This is a genomic window from Pseudomonas sp. R4-39-08 (assembly GCF_003852275.1).
Lineage (GTDB): Bacteria > Pseudomonadota > Gammaproteobacteria > Pseudomonadales > Pseudomonadaceae > Aquipseudomonas.
On the sequence record NZ_CP027733.1, the window covers coordinates 4,036,690 to 4,060,646 of the forward strand.

At 63.6% G+C, this 23,957-nt stretch carries 8 protein-coding genes and 1 pseudogene; 3 read left to right on the forward strand and 6 right to left on the reverse strand.

Annotation, left to right across the window (positions count from 1 at the left end):
* Positions 1 to 66: 66 nt before the first annotated feature.
* From C4J88_RS18610 to C4J88_RS18625, 4 genes and pseudogenes are all read right to left on the reverse strand, one after another.
* Positions 67 to 1,466: pseudogene (locus C4J88_RS18610) on the reverse strand (aspartate aminotransferase family protein).
* Positions 1,467 to 1,713: 247 nt separating this feature from the next.
* Positions 1,714 to 2,481, reverse strand: a complete 768-nt coding sequence (locus C4J88_RS18615) for an N-acetylmuramoyl-L-alanine amidase (RefSeq protein WP_124407801.1) — start codon at positions 2,479 to 2,481, stop codon at positions 1,714 to 1,716.
* A 120-nt stretch (positions 2,482 to 2,601) separates the two neighbouring features.
* Positions 2,602 to 3,921 (reverse strand): ATP-binding protein, encoded by a 1,320-nt coding sequence (locus C4J88_RS18620; RefSeq protein WP_124407802.1) that lies wholly within the window; start codon positions 3,919 to 3,921, stop codon positions 2,602 to 2,604.
* Positions 3,921 to 4,601: a response regulator gene (locus tag C4J88_RS18625; protein WP_124367822.1), complete on the reverse strand. Its 681-nt coding sequence runs from the start codon at positions 4,599 to 4,601 to the stop codon at positions 3,921 to 3,923. Before C4J88_RS18625 ends, C4J88_RS18620 begins: the two co-directional genes overlap by 1 nt.
* Positions 4,602 to 4,777: 176 nt before the next feature.
* On the opposite strand from C4J88_RS18625, the gene dsbD reads away from it, so the two are divergent.
* Genes dsbD through dsbG form a run of 3 tightly spaced genes read left to right on the forward strand, consistent with a single transcriptional unit; the run spans position 4,778 to position 8,087 of the window.
* A complete protein-coding gene (gene dsbD / locus C4J88_RS18630; protein WP_124407803.1) occupies positions 4,778 to 6,505 on the forward strand; it encodes a protein-disulfide reductase DsbD in 1,728 nt (575 codons plus the stop codon).
* Complete coding sequence (locus tag C4J88_RS18635; protein WP_124371394.1) at positions 6,505 to 7,350, forward strand: TlpA disulfide reductase family protein; 846 nt, start codon at positions 6,505 to 6,507, stop codon at positions 7,348 to 7,350. The genes dsbD and C4J88_RS18635 overlap by 1 nt, the downstream gene beginning before the upstream one ends.
* On the forward strand, positions 7,326 to 8,087 hold the full coding sequence (gene dsbG, locus C4J88_RS18640) for a thiol:disulfide interchange protein DsbG (RefSeq protein WP_124367825.1): 762 nt from the start codon (positions 7,326 to 7,328) through the stop codon (positions 8,085 to 8,087). The genes C4J88_RS18635 and dsbG overlap by 25 nt, the downstream gene beginning before the upstream one ends.
* Before the next feature lie 69 nt (positions 8,088 to 8,156).
* On the opposite strand, the gene C4J88_RS18645 is transcribed toward dsbG, so the two are convergent.
* Both C4J88_RS18645 and C4J88_RS18650 read right to left on the reverse strand, forming a co-directional pair.
* Positions 8,157 to 10,874: a hypothetical protein gene (locus tag C4J88_RS18645; RefSeq protein ID WP_124407804.1), complete on the reverse strand. Its 2,718-nt coding sequence runs from the start codon at positions 10,872 to 10,874 to the stop codon at positions 8,157 to 8,159.
* 151 nt (positions 10,875 to 11,025) lie between these two features.
* Entirely contained in the window at positions 11,026 to 23,922 is a 12,897-nt protein-coding gene (locus tag C4J88_RS18650) for a non-ribosomal peptide synthetase (RefSeq protein WP_124407805.1), read from the reverse strand.
* Positions 23,923 to 23,957 lie beyond the last annotated feature (35 nt).

Consider the following 23,957-nt stretch of genomic DNA (forward strand, 5'->3'; position numbering starts at 1 on the left):
TCAAAGGCTGGCTGCGCACCATGCGCAGCGCTGATATCTCTAGAAACGTTTCAGGGACCGGGAAAATTAGAGGCTGGCGAGCGCCGCTGCCAAGGCGCGCCCGAAGATCTCGGCGACCCGGTCGATCTCGGCGGCAGTGATCACCAGCGGCGGCAGGAAACGCACCACGCCGCCATGCCGCCCGCCCAGCTCCAGGATCAGGCCGCGCTTGAGGCATTCACGTTGTACCAACGGCGCGAGCTGGCGATGCACCGGTGGGTGGCCCTGGATGTCGCGCGTGCCATCCGGGTCAACCAGCTCCACGCCGAGCATCAGCCCACGCCCGCGAATATCTCCCAGGTGCGGGAAGTCGCGCTGCAGCAGGCGCAGATGTGCACCCAGGCGCTCGCCCATCGCCGCCGCATGCGTGGCCAGGTCGTGCTCCTTGAGGTAGCGCATCACTGCCGAACCCGCCGCCATTGCCATCTGATTGCCACGGAAGGTCCCGGCATGGGCGCCCGGCAACCAGGTGTCGAGCCAGTCGCGGTACACCACCACTGCCAGCGGCAGGCTGCCACCAATGGCTTTGGACATCACCACCACGTCCGGGATGATCCCCGCGTGCTCGAAGGCGAACATTTTGCCTGTACGGCCAAAGCCACTCTGGATTTCATCGACGATCAGCGCGACGCCCGCCTGTTCGGTGATACGCCGCAGCCCGCGCAGCCAGTCGAGATCGGCCGGGACCACGCCGCCCTCCCCTGCACCACTTCGACAATTACCGCAGCCGGCGGCAACACGCCGGCTTCGGGGTCGTTGAGCAGGTTTTCCAGGTAATGCAGGTTGACCCGCACGCCCTGCGCGCCACCCAGGCCGAACGGGCAGCGGTAGTCGTAGGGGAACGGCAGGAATTGCACGCCGTTGCCAAGCAATGCGCCCAGCGGCTTCTTCGGCCCGAGGCTGCCCATCAGGCTCAACGCGCCCTGGCTCATGCCGTGATAACCGCCCTGGAACGACAACACCGTACTGCGCCCGGTGGCAGTGCGTACCAGCTTCAAGGCCGCTTCCACCGCATCGGTGCCGGTGGGGCCGCAGAACTGGATTTTCGCCTCGCGCGCCAGTTCCGACGGCAGCAGGCCGAACAAATCCTGCACGAACTGATCCTTGACCGGCGTGGTCAGGTCCAGGGTGTGCAACGGCAACTCATCGCTCAACACTTGTTGAATGGCCTGGATCACCACCGGGTGGTTATGGCCGAGCGCCAGGGTGCCCGCGCCGGCCAGGCAGTCAATGAAACTGCGGCCTTCCACATCTTCGACATAGATACCCTTGGCCCGCTTGAGCGCCAGGGGAATGCGCCGCGGGTAGCTGCGGGCATTGGATTCCTGCTGGCGCTGGCGGGCCAGCAACGGGCTGTCGTCGAACTGGTAGAGCGTTTCGCTGACGTGCACAGGCGCGGCTTCGATGGGGCTGGTGGCGACTGACATCTCTCGATCCCTCAATACGCGGGTGATGGTGGTCATCCGTGGGGGGCGGGGAATGCGCACGGACTTCATGTTCTGAAGACGCATCAGGTGCGGGGGGATTTAGGGACCTGGTCAGATTTACAGACGTGTGCAAATCAAATGTGGGAGGGGGCTTGCTCCCGATGGCGGTGTATCAGGCAGCCAATGGTTAGCTGACACTCCGCTATCGGGAGCAAGCCCCCCTCCCACATTTGAATGGCGTTTGGTTTCAAAGCCCGCGGTATTTGTCGTTGAGCGCGTACAGGATCGCGCAAGTCTCGGCATCCAGAAGCCCACCGTAATCCCGCGCCCGAAAGTGCATTTGAAACGCCCGGGTCCGCTGTTCAAAGGCTTGGCGGTTCCACGCTGGTTTGTACCCATACCGCTGAAAGGCCCGCTCTACCTCCACCTCCGGCGGTAACCCCAGGCAAAACCGGCGTTGGTACATCGCTCGGGTTGCCTCGTCAAACCAGGCGCCTACTCCGGCCTCATACAGGCAGCGCCAAGGCAGCTCGGGCCCCGGGTCGCTTTTGCGCCAGTACGCCACATCCGAATGCCCGAGAATATCCACCGGTCCGATCTGCGGATAACGCTCCAGAATATCGCGCACCAGCGTAATCAAAACCTCTACCTGTTGCTCGCGATACGCCGGGAAGGTGAACACGCCTTTGTCATCGCGCGCCAGGTTGACGATTTCAATGCCAATCGCGCGACTGTTGAGGTTATCCCGCCCATCCCAATGGCTCGCCCCGGCATGCCAGGCGCGCTTGTCCTCGGGCACCAGGCGAAACACGCGCAGTTCTTCATAACCGGCGGCGCGGTAGACCGGTTCGTCAGGATCGGGCAGCAGATAGTGAGCGCTGACCCCGTTCTGGGTCAGGGTGCGCAAGGACGAGACAAAGGGCGCCGCGGTGTAATGCAAGAGTATTTGCCCCACCGGCTCGCCGTTACGTTCGTTGAAGTCCCTGGCAGGGAAACTGGTATCGATGACCAACATAAGATCCGTCCTTTTCAGTACGGGCCGAATCATTCGGCCCTTTCAAGCGCAAAAAAATTACCGCCATCCTGAAGGCGTGAGCTTCAAGCGGGCGGTAACTATTTGGCACTTGCAGAAAAGTCAGCGTCGCAGCGGCATGCCCAATTCAACCCGCAGGCCATCCGCCTGGCTGTCGAATGTCAACGAGCAAGCGCAGCGCTGGACGATCGCTTGAACGATCGCCAGGCCCAGGCCACAGCCTTCGCTGCTGCCGTTGCGCCAGAAGCGCTGGGTGAGGTATTGCAGGTCTTCGCTGGATATCTGCGGGCCATGGTCACGCACGCGGAATATCACCTTGTCAGCGCTGGACGACACCTTCAGCTCCACCCGGGTATCGGCCGGGGTGTGACGCAAGGCGTTGTCCAGCAGGTTACGCAAGGCCGCGACGGCCAGGCCCACGGGCATGTCCACCGGTGTGGCGGCAAGGCTGTCCGCCAGGACCAGGTCGATGCGCGAGTTGTCCCCGGCGTTGGCGTCCTGGATCGCCAGCCTGGCAACGTCCTCGGCGCTGGACTGCAGACCGTCATCGAACGACAAGCTGCCCTCTACGCGCGCCAGCAGCAACAGTTGCTCCAGAGTGCGATGCAAGCGGTCGGCGCCTTCCTCGGCGTGGGCCAGGGACTGGTCACGGGCCGCGCCTTCGGTCATACGGGCCACTTGCAGGTGGGTCTTGATCGCGGTCAACGGGCTGCGCAGTTCATGGGCGGCGTCGCCGGTCAGGCGGCGTTCGCGCTCGATGGTCTTGGCGATGCGTTGCAACAGTTGGTTCTGGGTGTCGAGCAACGGCTTGAGTTCACTGGGCAGCGGGTGGATCTGCAGCGATTCGAGCGAGTCGGCGCTGCGGCGCATCAAGGCGTCCCGCATGCGATTGAGCGGCACCAGACTCTGGCCGATGCCCAGCCACAGCAAGCACAGGCACCCCAACAAGGCCACGCCGACCGGCACTGAGGCCGCCAGCAGGATCGACAGGTTCAGCGCCTCACGCTCCACCTGACGGTCGGCCGTGGTGATCAGCAGGTCGCCACGGGACAGGGTGAAACTGCGCCAGCCCACGCCATCGATCATCTGGTCGCGAAAACCGCTCTTGCGCGACTCCAGCCCCTCATCCGGCGTGGTATGGCTGCGCGCCAGGATTTCGCCATGCAGGGAACTGACCTGGCAGGCCATGCCCCCCGGTACATTGAGTTGTTCGGTGCGCAAATGGGTGCCGACGCCGACGCTGGCCAGGCCCGGCATCTGTTCGGTCAGCCCGGCCACCATACGCGCCGAGGCGACCAGGCGCTGGTCGAGGGAAAACATCATCTGGTTGCGCAGGTCGTTGAGCATCCAGGCCGCCGCCAGGGCCCAGATCAACACAAACGCGGCGCCGAGCTTGAACGTCAGGCGCAGGCGCAGGCTCATCACGGAGCATCCTCTCCCGTATCGGCCGGGCCCAGGCGATAGCCGAGGCCGCGCACGGTCTCGACGATGCCATTGCCCAATTTGCGCCGCAGGTGGTGGATGTGCACATTGAGCGCGTTGCTTTCCAGTTCGTCGTTGAACCCGTAGACGCTGTCCTTGAGCTGCTCGCTGGAGAGCACACGGCCCTTGTTGTGCAGCAGGGCCTGCAACAGCGCTTGTTCACGGCGCGACAGGTCCACCGGCTGGCCGCCCAGGAAAGTCTCGCGGCTGCTGGGGTCGTACGCCAGGCGGCCATGTTCGATCAGGTTGACACTGCGCCCCGCCACGCGGCGCAGCAGGGTTTGCAGGCGGGCGGCGAGTTCGCGCAGGTCGAAGGGCTTGAGCAGGTAGTCATCGGCACCCGCCTGCAGGCCATCGACGCGGTTGGTCACCGAGTCACGCGCGGTGAGGATCAGCACCGGAATTTCCAGGCCCTGGCTGCGCTGTTGTTGCAGCAGTTTCAGGCCGTCTTCGTCGGGCAGGCCAAGGTCGAGCACCATGATGTCGAAGGTCGCCGCCCTGAGCATCGCCCTGGCCGCCGCCGCTGTGCCCACGCGTTCGACCGTGAAACCCTGGGCGGTGAGGCCGGCCACGATGCCGCTGGCGATCAGTTCGTCGTCTTCACAGACCAGTACGTGCATGCTGAACCCTTCATGAAAGATGCGGGTGATTAGAAAAGGCACGGATTAAGCGCGCATTATGCCGCGAACTTCGCAACACCATAGAATCTCTACACTCTAGAATAGCGCCCGGTTAATCATCGGTTAATCAACGCCACACATTGTGTGCCTCACTTGTATCGAACTAAGGCTGGACCATGCGGCATCTATTGACCTTTCTGCTGGTGTTGTTCGCGGGGCTGGCCCAGGCCGCGCCGGGCAACCCTTTCGAGACCAAACCTGATTTCCTGCCGGTGGGCAAAGCGTTCACCTTTACCTCCGAACGTCTTGAAAGCGGCGAGACCCAGCTGTACTGGCAGATTGCCGACGGTTACTACCTGTACCAGCAGCGCATGAAATTCGACGGCCTGGCCGACAAGCCTGTGTTGCCCCAGGGCGAAGCCCATAGCGACGAGTTCTTCGGCGAACAGCAAGTGTATCGCCAGGGCCTGGAAGTGAAGATCCCGGCCGGCGCCACCGGCCAGGTCAAACTGGGCTGGCAGGGCTGCGCCGATGCCGGCCTGTGCTATCCGCCGCAATCGATCACCGTGGATCTGGGCGGCAACCCGGCAGTCGCCGCCACCGCCGAGGCCCAGGACCAGAGCCTGGCCAGCGGCCTGCAACAGCGCAGCCTGGGCTGGAGCCTGTTGATCTTTTTCGGCCTGGGCCTGTTGTTGGCGTTTGCGCCCTGCTCGCTGCCGATGCTGCCGATCCTCGCCGGGCTGGTGGTGGGCAGCGGTGCCAGCCCGCGTCGCGGCTTTGCCTTGGCCAGCAGCTACGTGGTGTGCATGGCCCTGGTGTATGCCGCGCTGGGCGTGATGGCCGCGTTGCTCGGCGGCAACCTTGCCGCACTGCTGCAAACCCCGTGGATCCTCGGCAGTTTCGCCGCGTTGTTCGTGCTCCTTGCCCTGCCGATGTTCGGCTTCTTTGAACTGCAACTGCCGGCCTTCCTGCGCGATCGCCTGGACCATGTCAGCCGCAAGCAAAGCGGTGGCAGCCTGGTCGGTGCCGGCATTCTCGGCGCGTTGTCCGGCCTGCTGGTGGGCCCGTGCATGACCGCGCCCCTGGCCGGCGCCTTGCTGTATATCGCCCAGAGCGGCAATGCGCTGCACGGTGGCCTGATCCTGTTTGCCATGGGCATCGGCATCGGTATCCCGCTGTTGCTGCTGGTCACCGTGGGCAACCGGTTCCTGCCCAAGCCGGGCACCTGGATGAACGTGCTCAAGGGCATCTTCGGCTACCTGTTTCTCGGCACCGCCGTACTGATGATCCGCCCGGTGGTCGACGAAAGCCTGTGGATCGGCCTGTGGGGCGCACTGGCGCTGGTCATGGCCTATTGTGGCTGGGCCCTGGCCCGTGAATACGGCCTGGCCGCCAAGGTGTGTGGCGCCGGTTCCCTGCTGCTGGGACTGTGGGGCGCGATATTGGTAGTGGGCGCGGCGGGTGGCAGCGATGAGCTGTGGCAACCGCTGAAGGTCTACAGCGGCGCGCAGGTCTCGGCCACCGCCAGCGCGCACGATGCGTTCGTGACCATCAACGACCCCGCCGCCCTGCAAAGCCAGCTCGACAGCGCCAAGGCCCAGGGCCAATGGGTGCTGGTGGATTACTACGCCGACTGGTGCGTGTCGTGCAAGATCATGGAAAAACAGGTGTTCGGTAGACCTGAAGTGATGGATGCCTTGAAAGACGTGCGCCTGCTGCGCCTGGACGTTACCGCCGACAACGCCGCCAGCCGCGAGCTGCTTGGCCGTTACAAAGTCCCCGGGCCACCGAGCTTCGTATGGATCGGCCCGGACGGCGAAGAACGCCGCGCCCAGCGCATCACTGGCGAAGTGGATGCCGCCGCCTTCCTGCAACGCTGGACGCAAACCCGAGACGCGCGCTGATGCTGACCCTCACCATCGGCACCTTCGCCATCGCCCTGAATCATATCCTGCTGATCAGCGCGCTGATTCTCGCCACCCTGGTGGGCTGGCGCGTGGCCAAACGTGGCGGTGAAAACCCCGAATCGGTGCTGTTCAGCCTGTTCCTTCTCGGCATGCTGACCGCGCGCGTCAGCTTTGTACTGATGTACTGGAGCGATTACCGCAACGACTGGCTGCAGATGGTCGACCTGCGCGACGGCGGCTTTCTCGCCTGGCCCGGCGTTATCGCCTTGGTGCTGGGAGCGCTGGCCTACGGCTGGCGGCGCCCGGCCCTGCGCAAGCCACTGAGTGCCGGGGTAATCAGCGGCCTGGTGTTCTGGGGCATGGCCAGCCTGTCCCTGCACCTTTACGACAAGGGCTCGCAACTGCCGGACATCACCTTGCGCGATGCCAATGGCAATGTAGTGCAACTGGCCGATTACAAAGGCGGCCCGCTGGTGATCAACCTCTGGGCCACCTGGTGCCCGCCGTGCCGTCGGGAAATGCCGGTGCTGGAACGCGCGCAGCACCAACGCCCGGACGTCACCTTCCTGTTCGTCAACCAGGCCGAGAGCATGCAAAGCGTCAGCACGTACCTGGCCACTCAGGGCCTGAATCTGGATAACGTGCTGTTCGACGCCAGCGGTCGCCTCGGCCAGGCCGTGGGTTCCATGGCCCTGCCCACCACCCTGTTCTACACAGCCGACGGGCGCCTGATCAACAGTCACCTGGGTGAACTGTCCCAAGCCAGCCTGGCCCGTGCCATGGAACCCTTCGACACCGCCCCACAAAGGAAACCCACATGCCTCGCCTCCGCCACCTGCTGACCCTGCTGCCTTTGACGCTCGCCGCCACCCTGGCCCAGGCCGAAGACTGGCCGGCCCCGATCAAACAGATCGAAGCCAAGGGCGCTAAAATCCTCGGCAAATTCGACGCCCCCAGCGGCCTCACCGGCTACGCCGCGCAGTACCAGAACCGCGGCATGGCGCTGTACCTGACCGCCGACGGCAAAAGCGTGATCGCCGGCAACCTGTACGACGCCCAGGGCAACGACCTGAGCAGCGCGCCCCTGGAAAAACTGGTGTACGCGCCGATGTCCAAGGAAGTCTGGGCCAAGATGGAAAAGAGCAGCTGGATCCAGGACGGCGACGTCAATGCACCGCGCACCGTCTACCTGTTCAGCGACCCCAACTGCCCGTACTGCAACATGTTCTGGGAACAAGCCCGCCCTTGGGTAAAAGCCGGCAAGGTGCAGTTGCGCCACATCATGGTCGGCATCATCCGCGAAGACAGCCCAGGCAAATCCGCAGCGCTGTTAGCCGCCAAAGACCCGCAAAAAGCCCTGGAAGAACACGAAGGCGCCGGCAAGGGCAGCAAGTTGCAGGCACTGGCCAAAATCCCGGCGGATATCGAGGCCAAGCTCGATGCCAATATGAAGTTGATGGAGGAACTGGAGTTGTCGGCGACGCCGGCGATTTTCTATCTGGATGACAAGGGGGGCTTGCAGCAACAGCAAGGGGCGCCGTCGCCGGAGAAGTTGGTGAAGATACTGGGGCCCAAATAAGCAACGCGCATACGTTATGGATAAGGCCTCCGAACATCGAAGGCCTTATGCTTGATCCACCTCAGTTAACTATTGCTGGACTTCGTTGAGCTTGAGCATAGTGACTCCAAAATCGTTACCACGGACCGCACCCATTTGGTGATTATTAACGCTAAGCCTTGCGGTCCTTGAAGTAGCTACGAATACGCCCTCAAGTGTCTGCCAGGTTGTCGGAGGCTGTATCACAGCGGTTATATCTTTTCTATCAACGGCTAACGCCATGAGGGGGGAGGCGCCTTGACCACTACTATTACAGACCAAGGCTGAGAAATGATATGAGCGCCCCGGTTCCAGATCGGTGAAAATCTTAAACATTTTCTCGCTCTCAGTAGCAGGGTTGGATGTATCTGTATAACTGTAGTCACGCAACCAGTAACCAATCCAGCCGCCCCACGGATCATCTCTCAACTCCAGATCGTTGGGGTCTAATGCACCTAAGCCTCTCTGCCAACCATTCCAGCCTTTGCCGGATGGGTCAAAATCAGTGAGGTCGTAAAGCGCTGTGATGAAGTTCAACGTCAACGGCTGAAACTTGATCTCGACGCTTTTAACCGGATCTGGGCCTATGAAATGCGAAAAGTTAATGGTGATCTGCGTATTACTTGCTAACTTCTCCAAATCCGAGCGTGGGATCAAGCACGACAATTCGTACCTATCACTGCTTTCGAGGCGCCTCGCCATGATCGGTACGGTGGTCGAAGAGCCATCTTTTGCAGTTCCTTCAAGCGTCATAACCCCGAAATGCCCCTCCATGAAAAACCACCACGCCAAATCGACGTCGACATCGGAGCTCTTGACGATGACCTCTGCATCCTTCCCTGGGAAGGTACGCAGATCCAGGATGTTGCCAGTCGCCTGCCTCACCACGGGACGAGGACGCCGCGCCATGATGGGCTCACCAACCTGCAACTCCAGTGTCTCGGACACCATCTGCTTGCAGGCATTGATCACGGTATAAGAAATCAGTGCCGTCTTGCGCAAGCTGTTGATCACTTGTTCGCGGGAGGCAAGGAAAGTGACCGGGTCGGACGTGCCCTGCTGCAAAGGCAGTGACCAGCAACTGTCCTCCCCTTTCAAGCACCATTGGGCAGTATGCTGGTGGCTCGGTTGATAGCCATCGTAAACCGCCTCGACATGCCCCCCTTCACGACCGTTCCACGCCACCAAAACACCGCCCTGTGCCTCCCTGACTGTGGGTGCCCGTGGCGTCAGGGGCTGCTGGTAAATTGTGAATGTCGCGGGTGGGAATTCGAGGGCGTCCTTCAGTTCGCTCGCCTCGCAAAAGCTGGCCTTGACGCGCAGTTCGAACTTGGAGCAATCGCCGATCTTCTCCAACGCAACCCTTGGAATATCAGCCCTGACGCCGTCGCTTTTCCAAGCGTCCGTGACAACTTCACCGTCCAGAATATCCAAGCGGTAAGCGCTGCCGTCTGCATGTTTAGCATCGATCCACATCCAGCAATGGCTCGCGCACTGACCATATGCCCCCAAGGGCGCTATCACGTTTGCATCCCCTGAAAAGTTATCAAGGCACAACAACCGATCCGGGTTCGCTTCTTCAATCAACGGGCGCTCAAATTCGGCGGTTAAAACGTTGATCACCCTTACTGGGGACGGCTGTACCGTGCCACTGACGGCGAGGTCATAGCTCAACGTCATCTGCTTGTTGAAGAAACATGCCACCACACAGGCCGGCAGTTTGACGACAGGCATCTCGCCGTCCTGTTCAACCGTGTAATCCCCCAACGGCTTTTTCGCATAACCGGGCCCGCTTACACTAAACCGCACCTCGTCACCTTTGTAAGTGTCCAGCCCCTGGATAACGATCTCCCCTCCCTCCTGGGTGTTTTCAGGATTGAGGCACCACTCACCGTTGTAATGCGCGGACTCGCGCAAGTGCGGCGGTTTCAGATCCAGCGCAGGGTCGACCCGTAGCAATGAGGTAGTGCGCAGGTGGAAATCCTCGGCGTTCACTGGGAGTGGATTCTCCAGAAGCGGATCGCCAGGCGCAGGGTATACCGGGGCGGTGGTGTCCCAAATCACGCCCAGGTGAGCGGTGATCGCCGAATAGTCGTCCAGCCTGGACAGCCAGCCTCGCGAAAGCGTAAAGCGGAAAACATGGTCTGGATGGGCTTCGTGCTCCTGCACCACATGATCCCTGGCCACCCAGGCGAAGCGATAGGGCGCGACATGCTGGTTACCCGCAACAACGGCAAACAACCGCTGCCCGGGTTGAATCATCGGCCAAGCCTTGATCGCGACAATTTCATCCCCCGTAAACTCCTGCATGCGCAGGTACCAGGTACTCCACTGCTCCTTGGCATGGGTAAACACCGGCCTTGAGACGACGAGATGCTCCTCCCTGATCTGTTGGATTTCCAACTCCAGCGTCAGGGATTCCAGTGCTCGCCCCCCTGCATTGGCCGTGTACTTGATCAATACCGTGTGCCCGATGCAGTAGCTGATCCACCGTGCCGGAATGTCGACGACATTGATGCCATTTTCCACAGAGATCGGCTCGAAGCTTGGCTCGTCCTGATCCTTGACCGCCATATAGAACATGACGTTGGTGGCATTCGCCGGCAGCGTCAGCGTGGCCGTCGTGCCATTGATTGCATCGATGGGATACAGCAGGCTGTTGTTCGCAGCGTGCTCGATAATCGCATAGGGCAGTTCCGCTTCAACGGCTGGCAGCGAATTAGCTGTCTGAATGGAACCGGTTTTTTTTGCAGGTATTTTGCTCGCCACGATAAGACTCCTGTCCAGCGTTAGATCACCGTCGGGCCCGGCCGGATGGGCCGGAAACTGCGGTTATCTAACACGTGGATCAGAAATCCTGCCTACTGTCAGAATTGACAGTTCTGCTGGAAAAACCCGATCTTCCAGACCAACGGCCGCCTCACAACCCCTCCAACTCCGCCATCAAATCACTCAACCGATCCACCTTCTCGGCACTGATCTCATTCCCCGCCAACCCCTCGATATACTCGGTCAGCTCCGCCACCGTGCTGCATTCGAACATCGCCCGCAGCGGCACATCCCGCTGCAGCGTCTTCTGCACCCGCGACGCAATCTGCGTGGCCAGCAGCGAGTGCCCGCCCAGTTCGAAGAAGTTGTCCTGCACCCCTACCCGTTCGACCTTGAGCACCTCGGCCCAAATGTCGGCCAGGGTAGCTTCCAGCGCGTTGCGCGGTGCCAGGTAGTCCTGGCTGTGCAACTGGCCGATCTCCAAGGCCGGCAGGGCCTTGCGGTCGAGTTTGCCGTTGGCGTTGAGCGGCAGGCGTTCGAGCCAGAGCCAGTGCAGCGGCACCATGTATTCCGGCAGTTCGGCGCGCAGGCGTTGCTTGATACGGTCCAGGCGTTCGCCAGGGTTCAACGCCTCATCCGCAGCCACCAAATAGCCAACCAGGTGCTTGCCGTTGACGCCCTCCTGGACACCGACCGCCGCATCACGCACCTCGGGTTGTTCGTGCAGGCGCGCTTCAATTTCACCCAGTTCGATGCGGTAGCCGCGAATCTTCACCTGGTGGTCAACCCGCCCGACATACTCCAACACGCCGTCACTGCGCCGCCGTGCCAGGTCGCCGGTGCGGTACAGCCGCTCGCCCGGTGCGCCGAACGGGTTCGGCACGAACACCGGTGCGGTGCGCAACGGGTCGCTGACGTAACCACGACCGACCCCGATACCGGCCACGCACAGTTCGCCGACAGCGCCTTGGGGCACCAATTCCAGTGCGCCGTCCAACAGGTACAAGCGGTTGTTGTCGGTGGGCATGCCAATCGGCAAATAGGTGCCCCGCGTCGAGGCCAGGTCGACACGGTAGAACGCCACATCGTCCGAGCATTCCGCCGGGCCGTATGCGTTGACCAGGCCGATGTGCGGGTAGCGCAACAGCCACTGGTGCGCCAGCTCCGGCGGCATCGCTTCCCCGGTCGGCAGCATCCAGCGCAGGCCGTCGAGGCGGATAGCGTCCTGGGCGAGCATGCCCTGGATCAGTGACGGCACGCTTTCCAGCACAGTAATGCCCTGTGTCTGGACATGGGCCAGCAAGCCCTGGGGATCATGGGCAAGGGTGTTGGGCACGATGTCTACCCGCGCGCCGAACAGCGGCGCGGCGAGGAATTGCCACACGGAAATATCGAAGCTTTGCGAAGCCGTCTGCGCGATTACATCCGTCTCGCTCAGTTGCAGGTAGGGCACCTTGCTCAACTGGTTATTGAGCATGCCGCGCTGTTCGACCATCACGCCTTTGGGCAAGCCGGTGGAACCCGAGGTATAGATCACATAGGCGAGGTTGTCCGGAGCGCTATAGACACCGGGATTCTCGCCACGAGCCGGTACTTCCTCCCACACCAGCAACTGGCAGTCGAAGCCTTCGAGCAGTTCGATGGCCTGTTCCCGGCAGGCTTCGCTGCACACCAGCAACGGCGTGCGGCTCAGGTCGATGATGCGGCGCAGGCGCGGGCTCGGCAGCCCAGGATCCAGCGGCAAGTAGCCGGCACCGGCCTTGAAGCTGCCGATGATCATGCCCAGCAGCTCCAGATTACGCTCGGCCAGCAACGCCACCGGCTGGTCCGGGCCGACACCCGCCGCCATCAGCGCATGCCCCAGGCCGTTACTGCGCCGGTTCAACTCGTCATAGCTCCATTGCCGGTCGAGACAACTGGCGGCGATACGCTGTGGATGCTGCGCCACCTGTTCCTCGAACAGCTCGATATAGCTGCGCTGCAGCGGATAGTCGTGTTCGCTCTGGTTGCAGCCGTGCACCAGGAATTCACGTTCCTGCTCGCCAATCAGCGCCAGCTCGGCCATGTCGCCATGGAAGCCCTGCACCAGCGCCAGCAGCAGGCGCTTGAACTCGCCGAGCATGCCTTGCACGGTGCTTTCATCGAAGTAGCGCTTGTCATAGGACAAGTGCAGGCCAAGATCATCGCCGGGGTAGCACACGGCGGTCAGCGGGAAGTTGGTGTGGGTGCGGCCGGAGTCCGAGGTGGCCTTCAGGCTTTGCGCGTGGCTCAGCACCGAGGTTTCCACCGGGGCGTTTTCGAACACGAACAGGCTGTCGAACAGCGGCTGGCCCTTGGGCAGTTCGCTGAGTTCCTGAATCGTTACCAGGGGCAGGTATTCGTACTCGCGCAATTGCATATTGCTGTCGAGCAGGCCGCTCAGCCAGTCGCGCACGCTGCAACGCTGGTCGTCTGCCGGCAGTTTTACCCGCAGGGCGATGCTGTTGATGAACAGGCCGACGGTGCGTTGCATCTCGGGCATTTGCACCGGACGCCCGGCCACGGTGACGCCGAACAGCACGTCACGCTCGCCGCTCAAGCGCCGCAGTACCAACGCCCAGGCCGCCTGGGCGAGGGTGTTGACCGTCAATTGGTGGGCCTGGGCCAGCTCGCGCAATTGCGCACCATCACGGGCATCCAGGCGGGTGTAACAATCGCCGACCACCATGCCGCCGCTATGGCCTGCGTGTTCGCGCAGGAAGGGCCGGTCGCTCGGGATCGGCGTGGTGCGTTCGAACCCTTGCAAGTTGTGCTGCCACCACTGGCGCGCTTCGTCCAGGTCCTGGCGTTGCAGCCAGGCGATGTAGTCGCGGTAACGCGGCGGCGTCGCCAGTTGCGCATCGCGACCTTCGCCCAGGGCCCTGTAGATTTCGAAAAAATCATTCATCAAAAGCGAACGGCACCAGGCATCGATGAGGATGTGATGATTGCTCATCATGAACCAGTAGCGCGCCTCGCCCACACGGATCAGGCGCAGGTGGAACGGTGCCTGGTTGAGCAGATCGAAACCGGCTTCGCGTTCGGCCTTGAGCAAGGCTTGCAGACGCGGTTCGTGCTCGTGCTCGGGATCGGCGCTCCAGTCCAGGTATTCGATCGGCGTGCTGCCCGGCTTGTGGATCACTTGCAGCATGTCTTCGCCGACGTTCCAGCAGAACGAGGCGCGCAAGGCTTCGTGGCGGGCGATCACCCGTTGCCAGGCCTCGGCGAAACGCTCGGGGTCCAGCGCGCTGTCGATGCGGTAGCGGTCCTGCATGTAATACAGGCCGGTGCCCGGTTCCAGCAGGGTGTGCAGCAGCAGGCCCTCTTGCATCGGGGTCAGCGGGTAGACGTCTTCGATGGCGTTGGCAGGTACTGGCAAGCTGTCCAGTTGCGCCTGGGTCAGTTGGGCCAGCGGGAAGTCGGACGGCGTGAAGCCGCCGGCATCGTTTTCGAGACAATGGGCGATCAGGCTGTGCAGTTCGGCCAGATACGCCTCGGCCAGTGCGCGGATAGTGTGTTGATCGTGGCGTTCGCGGCTGAAGGTCCAGCGCAGCACCAGTTCGCCGCCGTACACCTGGCTGTCGACGCTCAGCTCGTTGGGCAGCGGTGCGTCCGGATCGTGAGCGAGCCCGGCGGATTCATCCAGCGGATGGAACAGTGCATCAGCGCCGAAGCTCTGGTCGAACTGGCCGAGGTAATTGAAGGTGATCGCGGCGCTCGGCAGCGCCGCCAGGGTGCGTTTGCACAGGTCGTCCGCCAAATAGCGCAGCACGCCGTAGCCCAGGCCTTTATGCGGTACGCCGCGCAGTTGCTCCTTGATGGCCTTGATCGAATCGCCCGGTTGCGCCTGGGGGGTCAGGCGCAGCGGATAGGCACTGGTGAACCAGCCGACGCTGCGAGTCAGGTCGATGTCATCGAACAGGCTTTCACGGCCGTGGCCTTCCAGTTGAATCAACGCCGAATCGTGGCCGCTCCAGCGGCACAGCACGCGGGCCAGGGCGGCCAGCAGCAGGTCGTTGACCTGGGTGCGGTAGGCGCTCGGCGCGTGTTGCAGCAATTGCCGGGTGCGTTCGGCATCCAGGCGCACGCTGACCGTCTGCGCGTCACGGTTGCGCCGTGCACCTTGTGGGCGAGCCACCGGCAACGCCAGCGCCGGGCCCGCCAACTGCGCTTGCCACAGGCTCAGTTCTTCGCGCAGGGATTCGCTGTGGGCATACGCCTGCAAACGCGCCGCCCACTCGCGCAACGCGCTGGTCTTGGCCGGCAGGCTGACGGACTGGCCATCGCTCAGTTGGCGATAAACATTTTGCAGGTCCTCGAGCAACACGCGCCATGACACGCCGTCCACCACCAGGTGATGAATGACGATCAGCAGGCGCTGCTGGCCTTGGGGGCCGTCCACCAGCAAGGCACGCAGCAGCGGGCCGTGTTCCAGGTCGAGGCTGCGCTGGGTGTCGGTGCACAGCGCGGTGCAGTCGGCCATGTCGCGCACCCATGCCTGCATCAGTACGCCGCCTTGCGGCACGGCCAGGTGTTCGGCGTGCCATTGGGCGTCGCGGCGGGTGAAGCTCAGGCGCAGCGCATCGTGATGCTCCAGCACCGCCAGCAGGGCCTGCTCCAGGCGGCGCGGGTCGAGCAGTTGCAGCGGCTTGAGCAGCAGCGCCTGGTTCCAGTGCTGGCGCGCAGGGATGTCGGTATCGAAGAACCACTGCTGGATCGGCGTAAGGCCCGAGCGGCCGGTGAGCACGCCTTGCTCGGCGGTAACCTGTTCGGCGCGCGTGGCAACGGCGGCCAGGCTTTGCACGGTCTGGTGCTGGAACAGGTCACGCGGACTGAAATGAATGCCCGCCTGCCGCGCCCGGCTGACCACCTGGATCGACAGGATGGAATCGCCGCCCAGCTCAAAGAAGTTATCGTCCAGGCCGACTTGCTGCAGGTTCAACACCGCGCACCAGATCGCTGCCAGGCTGTGTTCCAGCGCGTTGCGTGGCGCCACATACTGTTGGCGATTCGCCTCGGGGTCCGGCTCGGGCAAGGCACGCCGGTCGAGCTTGCCGTTGGCGGTCAGCGGCATGCTGTCGAGCACCATCACATGAGCGGGCACCATGTAGTCCGGCAGTTGCGCCTTGAGCCGGGCCTTCACCGCGTCACGCAACGCGCCGTGCTCAGCGTCGCTGACCAGATACGCCACCAGCTGTTTGCCACTCGGCGAATCCAGCGCCAGCACCACCGCTTCGCGCACGGCATCATGTTCCAACAGGCGGGTTTCGATCTCGCCCAACTCAATGCGGAACCCGCGAATCTTCACTTGATGGTCGATACGCCCCAAGTATTCCACCAGCCCATCGGCACGTTGGCGCACCAGGTCACCGGTGCGGTACAGACGCCCGCCATTCGCGGCGAACGGGTCGGCGACAAAGCGCTCCGCCGTCATCCCCGCACGCTGGTGATACCCCTGGGCCAGGCCTGCCCCGCCGACATACAACTCACCGCTTGCGCCTTGCGGCACCAGGGCCAGGTCGGCGTCGAGAATGTAAGCCACGCGTGCGCCGATGATGCTGCCAATCGGCACGCTGGCGGCGCCCTCTTCCAGTTGCTCCGGCGCCAGGCAGGCCAGCGGCATCACCACGGTTTCGGTCGGGCCATAGGCGTTGAAGAACAGTGCAGGCTGGAAAGCGCTGCGGATGCGCTGCAGGTGTTCGCCGGTCAAGGCTTCACCGCCGGTGATACACATGCGCACCGGCAGGGTCTGCTGTTGCGTGGCCAGCCACTGCGCCAGTTGGCTGCCGTAGCTAGGCGTAAACCCGAGGATGCTGATGCGGTGGGTGCGGATCAGCGTGCAGATTTCCTCGGCATCCCACTGGCCCTGGGCGCGCACGACCACCTGGGCACCGCTGAGCAACGGCACCAGCAAGCGCTCGGTGGCGGCGTCAAAGTTGATCGAATAAAAATGCAGTTCGCAGTCGTCCGGGCGCATGCCGAAACGCTCGATCACCGCCTGGCAATGCATGGCGATTTCGCCATGGCACACCACCACGCCTTTGGGCTTGCCGGTGGAACCGGAGGTGTAGATCAGGTACGCCGGGTGTTGCGCCAGGCTGATCATCGGCAGCTCGCTGGCCGGGTAGTTGCTCAGCAGCGGCAGGTCGTGTTCCAGGCACCAGGTCGCGACGTTCGCCGGCAACGGGCCAAGGGCATCGAACATCGGCGCATCGCTGAGCAGCAGGCCGATGCCGCTGTCTTCGATCATGTAATGCAGGCGGTCCAGCGGGTATTCCGGGTCCAGCGGCACGTAGGCGCCGCCGGCCTTGAGGATCGCCAGCAGGCCGATGACCATTTCCAGCGAACGCGGCAGCGCCAGGCCGACGCGCACCTGCGGGCCGACGCCGCGCTCGCGCAGCATCCAAGCCAGGCGATTGGCGCGGGCGTCGAGTTCGGCGTAAGTGAGCGTCACCCCGGCAAAGGTCAGCGCCGGCGCATCGGCACGCTTGCGCGCCTGCTCGCTGAACAGTGGGTGAATGCACTGGTCGAGCCGATGCTCACCGGCCTCCACCCCGAGGCTGTCCTGCACGGCGCACTGCTCGGTGGCGCTGAGCAGGGGCAATTCGCTGAGGCGTTGCTGCGGGTTGTCGATCAGCGCTTCCAGCAGGTTGCGCCAATGCTCAGCCATGCGGGCAATGCGCGGCTCGTCGAACAAATCGGTGCTGTAGGTCAGGCAGCAGCCCAGGCGATGATCGAGGTCAGTGACTTCCAGGTTGAGGTCGAACTTGGTGGCGCGGGCATCGTTGGCCAGGTACTCGACAGTCATGCCGGCCAGTTGGCGGCTCTGCTGGAACTCCCAGCGCTGCACGTTGCACATCACCTGGAACAGCGGGTTATATGCGGCGCTGCGCGGCGGTTGCAGCGCCTCCACCAGATGGTCGAACGGCAGGTCCTGATGGGACTGGCCTTCGATCACGGTGTGACGCACCTGCTCGAACAGCTGCGCGACATTCATCTGCCCATCGAGTTGGCAACGCACTACCTGGGTATTGAGGAACGCACCGATCAGCCCTTCGCTTTCCGGACGGATCCGATTGGCTACCGGCGCGCCAATGCGCAGGTCGGTCTGGCCGCTGTAGCGGTAGAGCAACACGGCCAGGGTGGCGGTCATGGTCATGAACAGAGTCAGGCCATGCTCGGCGTTGAACGCGCGAACACGGGTGGCCAATGCGTCGCTCAGGTCGAAGCGGTACAGCTCGCCCCGGTGACTTTGCACCGCCGGGCGCGGGCGGTCACCAGGCAGCTCCAGCAGCGGATGTTCGCTGCCCAGTTGCGCGGTCCAGTAATCCAGCTGGCGTTGCCGCTCGCCCGCTTCCAACCACTGGCGTTGCCACGCGCTGTAGTCCAGGTACTGCACCGGCAGCGGCGCCAGCGGTGAGTCGCGCTCGTCGATGAAGGCCTCGTACAGCGCACTGAGTTCACGGGCAAAGATGTCCATGGCCCAGCCTTCGGTGACGATATGGTGCAGGGTCAGCACCAGGTAATGCTCCTGCTCACCTGCCTTGACCAGGCAAGCGCGCAGCAACGGCCCGGTTTCCAGGTTGAACGGCGTATGCGCTTCCTGATCCGCCAGTTGCTGCAAACGCTGCTGACGCTCGGTTTCAGTCAGTGCCGAGACGTCCTGCCAGTCCATGCGCAGGCCGGTCTGTGGCGAGACCTTTTGACAGGCCAAGCCATCGACGCTCGGGAAGGTGGTGCGCAGGGTTTCGTGACGCATGATCAAGGCCTGCAGCGCCGCCTCGAAACGCCCCACATCCAGCACCCCGCATAAGCGCGCCATGCCGCCGACGTTATAAGCCGGGCTGTCCGGTTCCATCTGCCAGAGGAACCACATGCGCTGCTGGGAATAGGACAGCGGCACGGGTTGGCTGCGGTCGACCCTGGCGATTGCAGTCTGTTGGTTGCGTTGGCCCGAGGCCTGGATCAACCCGACCTGCTCGGCAAACGCACCCAGCTCGCTGGCGTCGAACAAGGTGCGCAACGGCAGTTCGACATCGCAGACCTGGCGGGTGCGGGAGACGATTTGCGTGGCCAGCAGCGAGTGGCCGCCGAGGGCGAAAAAGTCGTCGCGCAGGCCAATACGGGGCAGGCCGAGCACTTCGCGCCAGATCGCGGCAATTTGCTGCTGCAACGGCGTTTCCGGTTCGACGTGTTCGCGGGTTTGCCACACCGGTTCGGGCAGTGCGCGGCGGTCGAGTTTGCCACTGGGGCTCAGGGGCATCGCGTCCAGGCGCATCAGGTAGGCAGGCACCATGTACTCGGGCAGGTCAACGGCCAGGGCGGCTTTCACTGCCTGTGCATCCAGTTCGGCCGGGCCGGTGTAGTAACCGATCAACTGGCCGTCCCGCACCTGCACCACGGCGTGGGCGATGCCGTCCAACGCCAACAGGCGCGCTTCGATTTCCTGCGGTTCCACCCGAAAGCCGCGCAGCTTGACCTGCTGATCGAGACGGCCCAGATATTCAAGCACGCCATCGACACTCCAGCGCGCACGGTCACCGGTGCGATACAGACGCGCCCCGGCTGCGCCCAGCGGGTCGGCGACAAAGCGTTCGGCGGTGAGCCCCGCACGGCCGAGGTAACCGCGCGCCAGGCCGATGCCGCCGATGCACAGTTCACCCGGCACACCGGCCGGCAACGGGTTGAGCTGTTCGTCCAGCACCCGGCAGATCACATTGCCCAGTGGCCGGCCAATCGGCGAGCGCTCGCCATCCTCCACGGCGCAGTGCCAATGGGTGACGTTGATCGCGGTTTCGGTCGGGCCATAACGGTTGTGCAACTGCACCGCCGGCAGGCGCGCCAGGACGCGGTTGCGCAACTGCGCGGGCAAGGCTTCACCGCCGGAGAACAGCCGGCGCAGGCTGGTGCATTCGGTAACCAAGGGTTCATCGATAAACAACTGCAACAGCGGCGGCACGAAGTGCAACGTGGTCACGCCATGTTCCTGCACCAATTGCGCGATGCGATGAGGATCACGGTGCTCGCCAGGGCCGGCCAGTACCAGACGGCACCCTGTGATCAGCGGCCAGAAGCACTCCCACACCGACACGTCGAAACTGATCGGCGCCTTTTGCATCAGCACGTCGCTGGCATCCAACGTGTAGGTGGCCTGCATCCACTGCAACCGCTCGGCCAGCGCCGCATGGGTATTGCCCACGCCCTTGGGCTGGCCGGTGGAGCCGGAGGTGTAGATCACGTAGGCGAGGTTGTCGCCGTGCAGGTGCAGGCCCGGTGGCTGGGTCGGCCAGCGGTCCAGGTGCAGGCTGTCCATGGCGATCACACACACGCCTGCCACCGTCGGCAGTTGTTCCAGCAGTGCGGTTTGGGTCAACAGCAAGTGCACGCCGCTGTCCTCGAGCATGTAGGCCAGGCGCTCGGTGGGGTAATCCGGGTCCAGCGGCACATAGGCTCCGCCGGCCTTGAGGATCGCCAGCAGGCCGATCAGCAACTGCGGCGAACGCTCGGCGGCGATGCCCACGCAGACATCCGGGCCGACGCCCTTGTCGCGCAGGTAATGCGCCAGGCGGTTGGCCTGGGTATGCAACTGGGCAAAGCTCAGGCTGCCAGCTTGCCAGATCAGCGCGGGGGCGTGCGAAGTGTGCTGGTTGAGCAGCTCGGGCAACCACTGCCGGGCCGGCGCGCAGGGTGCCTGGCTCCATGCCTGTTGCTCGTCCTCTGCGGTCAGTTTCAGCTCGCCCAAGGCTAGCTGCGGTTGTTCGCAGACCGCTTGCAGCAGGTGAATGTAATGCTCGGCCAGGCGCTGCAGGATTGCCGGCTCGAACAGCTCATCGGCGTAGTCGAAGGCCAGGCTCAAGCGCCCGGTGCGGTCTTCTTCGCTGTGCAGTTGCAGGTCGAACTTGGCTTCACGGCTGTGCCACGGCAGTTCCTCGGCGAGCAGGCCCGGCAGGCGGCGCAGGGCGCTGAGGTCACGTTGCTGGTGATTGAACATGACCTGGAACAGGCCCTGTTCCCGCGCCTGGGGGAAGGCCTCCAGCAGCTGCTCGAACGGCAGGTCCTGATGCGCCTGGGCGTCCATTGCCGCCTGGCGTGTCGCGGCCAACAGCTGGTTGAAAGGCTGGAGCCCGTCGAGTTCGGCACGCAATACCAGGGTGTTGATGAAGAACCCGACCAGCCCTTGGGTTTCCTGGCGTGAGCGATTGGCATTGGGCACGCCTATGCGGATATCGCGCTGGCCGCTGTAGCGATACAACAGCGTCTGGAACGCGGCCAGCAGCAGCATGAATGGGGTGGCTTCATGGGCCTGTGCAGTCTGGCGAATCGCGTCACTGAGCTTGGCGCTCAGGCGTACGGTATGGCGCGAGGCGCTGTTCAGACGCTGCGCCGAGCGCGGGTGGTCAGTGGCGAGGTCGAGCGTCGGGTGATCGCCCTCAAGCGTTGCCTGCCAGTACGCCAGTTGCCGCTGGCCTTCACCTGCGGCCAGCCATTGGCGCTGCCAACTGCCGTAGTCGGCGTATTGCAGGCTCAGTGGCGGCAGCTCCAGGGGCTGGCCCTGGGATGCGGCCGCGTAGAGACGGGAGAACTCGTCGATCAGAATAGTCAGCGACCAGCCATCGGCGATGATGTGGTGCAGGGTGACCAGCAACTGGTGGTCTTCTTCATCCAGGCGCACCAGGGTCACCCGCAGCAGCGGGCCTTTTTCCAGGTCGAACGAAGTCCGTGCCTGGTCTTCACGGATTTGCTGCGCACGGGCTTCGCGCTCGGCGCCGGGCAGGTCGCTGAGGTCGATGGTGTGCAGGTCGAACACCGCACTGGACTCGATGCGCTGGAACCCTTCGCCGTCACGCTCATAGAAACGCGTGCGCAGGGCTTCGTGGCGCTGGACCAGGTGCTGGAAGCTTGAGCGCAGCGCGTCTTCGTCCAACGCGCCGCGCAGGCGCAGGGCGCCGGGGATGGTGTAGGCGCTGCTGTCGGGGTCCAGCTGCCAGGTGATCCACAAGCGGTTCTGGGCCAGGGATTGCGGCAGCTCGTGCTGGCGCGACAGCGCAGCCATTGCGCCTTGTGCAACGCCGCCGGCCTGCTGCACCTGCGCGACGCTGGCGGCGAAGCCTTGCAGGGTGGGCGCCTCGAACAGCAGGCGCAGGTTCAGCTCCAGGCCCAGGGTTTCACGCAGGCGCGCGACCACCTGGGTGGCACTGATGGAGTTGCCGCCAAGCAGGAAAAAATGATCATCGGCGGCAACCGTGGCCACTTGCAGCTGCTCACACCAGATCGCCGCGATCTGCTGTTGCAGGGCCGACGCCAGCGCGACCTCACTCGCCGGCGCTTGTACCTCGGGGAACTGCGCATAGCGGTCGAGGCTGCCATCGGCATGGCGCAGCGCACACGCCGCCCGTTGCACCTTGCCGCTGGAGGTTTTCGGCAGCGCGCCAGGGTTGAGCAGCACCACCACGCTAGGCGCCTCTTGGTAAGCCTCGGCCACCGCTTGGCGAATCGCCTTGATCAGCGCTTCGGGCGGCAGGATTTTCTGCACGCTGCGGCTGATTTCCGCAGCGATGCCGATGCCTTCCAGGCCCCGGTCATTCACCGCAAAGGCCGCCACCCGGCCTTTGCGCACCACCTCGACCTCACGTTCGATGGTTTGCTCGATGTCCTGTGGATACAGGTTGTGCCCGCGCACGATCAGCAGGTCTTTCAAGCGCCCGGTGATGTACACCTCACCGTCACGGATAAACCCCAGGTCGCCGGTGCGCAGCCAGGTCCGGCCGGCGTGCTGGACGAATGTCTTGGCGGTGGCTTCAGGGTTGCGCCAGTAACCCTGGGCGATGCTCGGGCCGCTCGCCCAGAGTTCGCCCACGCAATTGTCGGCCAACGCGCTCAGCGTGTGGGGATCGGCGATCAGTACGGCGTGGTCCGGCTGCTGAGTGCCGCAACTCATGACGGCCCTGCCCTGCCCTGGCGCGGCGCGGTTGGCGGCCAGCGCGTGCTCATCGACGTGCAGCGCAGGGATGCCTTGGCCACGGGTGCCGCCCGCGACGAACAGGGTCGCCTCGGCCAGGCCGTAGGAAGCAAAGAAATTGCTTGAGGTGAAACCGCAGGCGGAGAACTTGTCGGTAAAACGGTCCAGGGTGTCCAGGCGGATCGGTTCGGAGCCGGAATAGGCCACGCGCCACTGGCTCAGGTCCAGGCGTTCCAGGGCCGACTCGCTGACCCGTTCGCTGCACAGGCGGTAGGCGAAATCCGGGCCACCGCTGATGGTGCCGCCGTAGTCGCTGATCGCTTCCAGCCAGCGCAACGGCCGCGCCAGGAAGTAGGCCGGCGACATCAACACGCACGGCACGCCGCTGAAGATCGGTTGCAGCAGGCCGCCGATCAGGCCCATGTCGTGGTAGAGCGGCAGCCAGCTGACGATGACATCGTGCGGGTTGAGGTCGATGCCAAAGCCGCGACGGATCAGCACTTCGTTAGCCACCAGGTTGCCGTGGCTGACTTGCACGCCCTTGGGCAACGCGGTGGAGCCGGAGGTGTATTGCAGGAAGGCAATGTCGTCGGCTTGCAGCGCGGGGGCGACCCAGTGAGCGGCCAGCTGTGCGTCGAGGGTGTCTACGCTCAAGACCGGTGGTGCGTGGTCAATCTGCGCCAGGCTTTCGCCGAGGCTGGCGATGGTCAGCAGCAGGCGCGGCTCGGCGTCGCTGATGATCGACAGCAAGCGCTCCTGGTGATGCCGCTTGGTGGATTCCGGCGGATAGGCCGGCACCGCGATTACCCCGGCGTACAGGCAGCCGAAGAACGCTGCGACATAGTCCGGGCCGCTGGGGAACAACAGCACTGCGCGCTCGCCCATCGCGACATCGGCTTGCAAGGCGGCAGCGATGGTGCGGGCGCGTTGGTCCAGGTCACGGTAGCTGAGCACCACGCTGTGCTCGGCGGACTCGGCCAGAAAGCGCAGGGCTATCTGGTCCGGCGTCTGTGCGGCACGGCGTTGGAGGGACTGGACCAGGGTGCGGGGAAGTTCGAAGGCGTCCATCATGGGGTTCCTGCCTGAAATCGGCTTACGGGAAAGTC

Excerpts from the sequence above, each read along its gene's own strand:
- dsbD (WP_124407803.1), top strand. The coding sequence starts at position 4,778 with ATGCGGCATCTATTGACCTTTCTGCTGGTGTTGTTCGCGGGGCTGGCC.
- C4J88_RS18615 (WP_124407801.1), bottom strand. The coding sequence starts at position 2,481 with ATGTTGGTCATCGATACCAGTTTCCCTGCCAGGGACTTCAACGAACGT.
- dsbG (WP_124367825.1), top strand. The coding sequence starts at position 7,326 with ATGCCTCGCCTCCGCCACCTGCTGACCCTGCTGCCTTTGACGCTCGCC.
- C4J88_RS18650 (WP_124407805.1), bottom strand. The coding sequence starts at position 23,922 with ATGATGGACGCCTTCGAACTTCCCCGCACCCTGGTCCAGTCCCTCCAA.
- C4J88_RS18635 (WP_124371394.1), top strand. The coding sequence starts at position 6,505 with ATGCTGACCCTCACCATCGGCACCTTCGCCATCGCCCTGAATCATATC.
- C4J88_RS18620 (WP_124407802.1), bottom strand. The coding sequence starts at position 3,921 with ATGAGCCTGCGCCTGCGCCTGACGTTCAAGCTCGGCGCCGCGTTTGTG.
- C4J88_RS18625 (WP_124367822.1), bottom strand. The coding sequence starts at position 4,601 with ATGCACGTACTGGTCTGTGAAGACGACGAACTGATCGCCAGCGGCATC.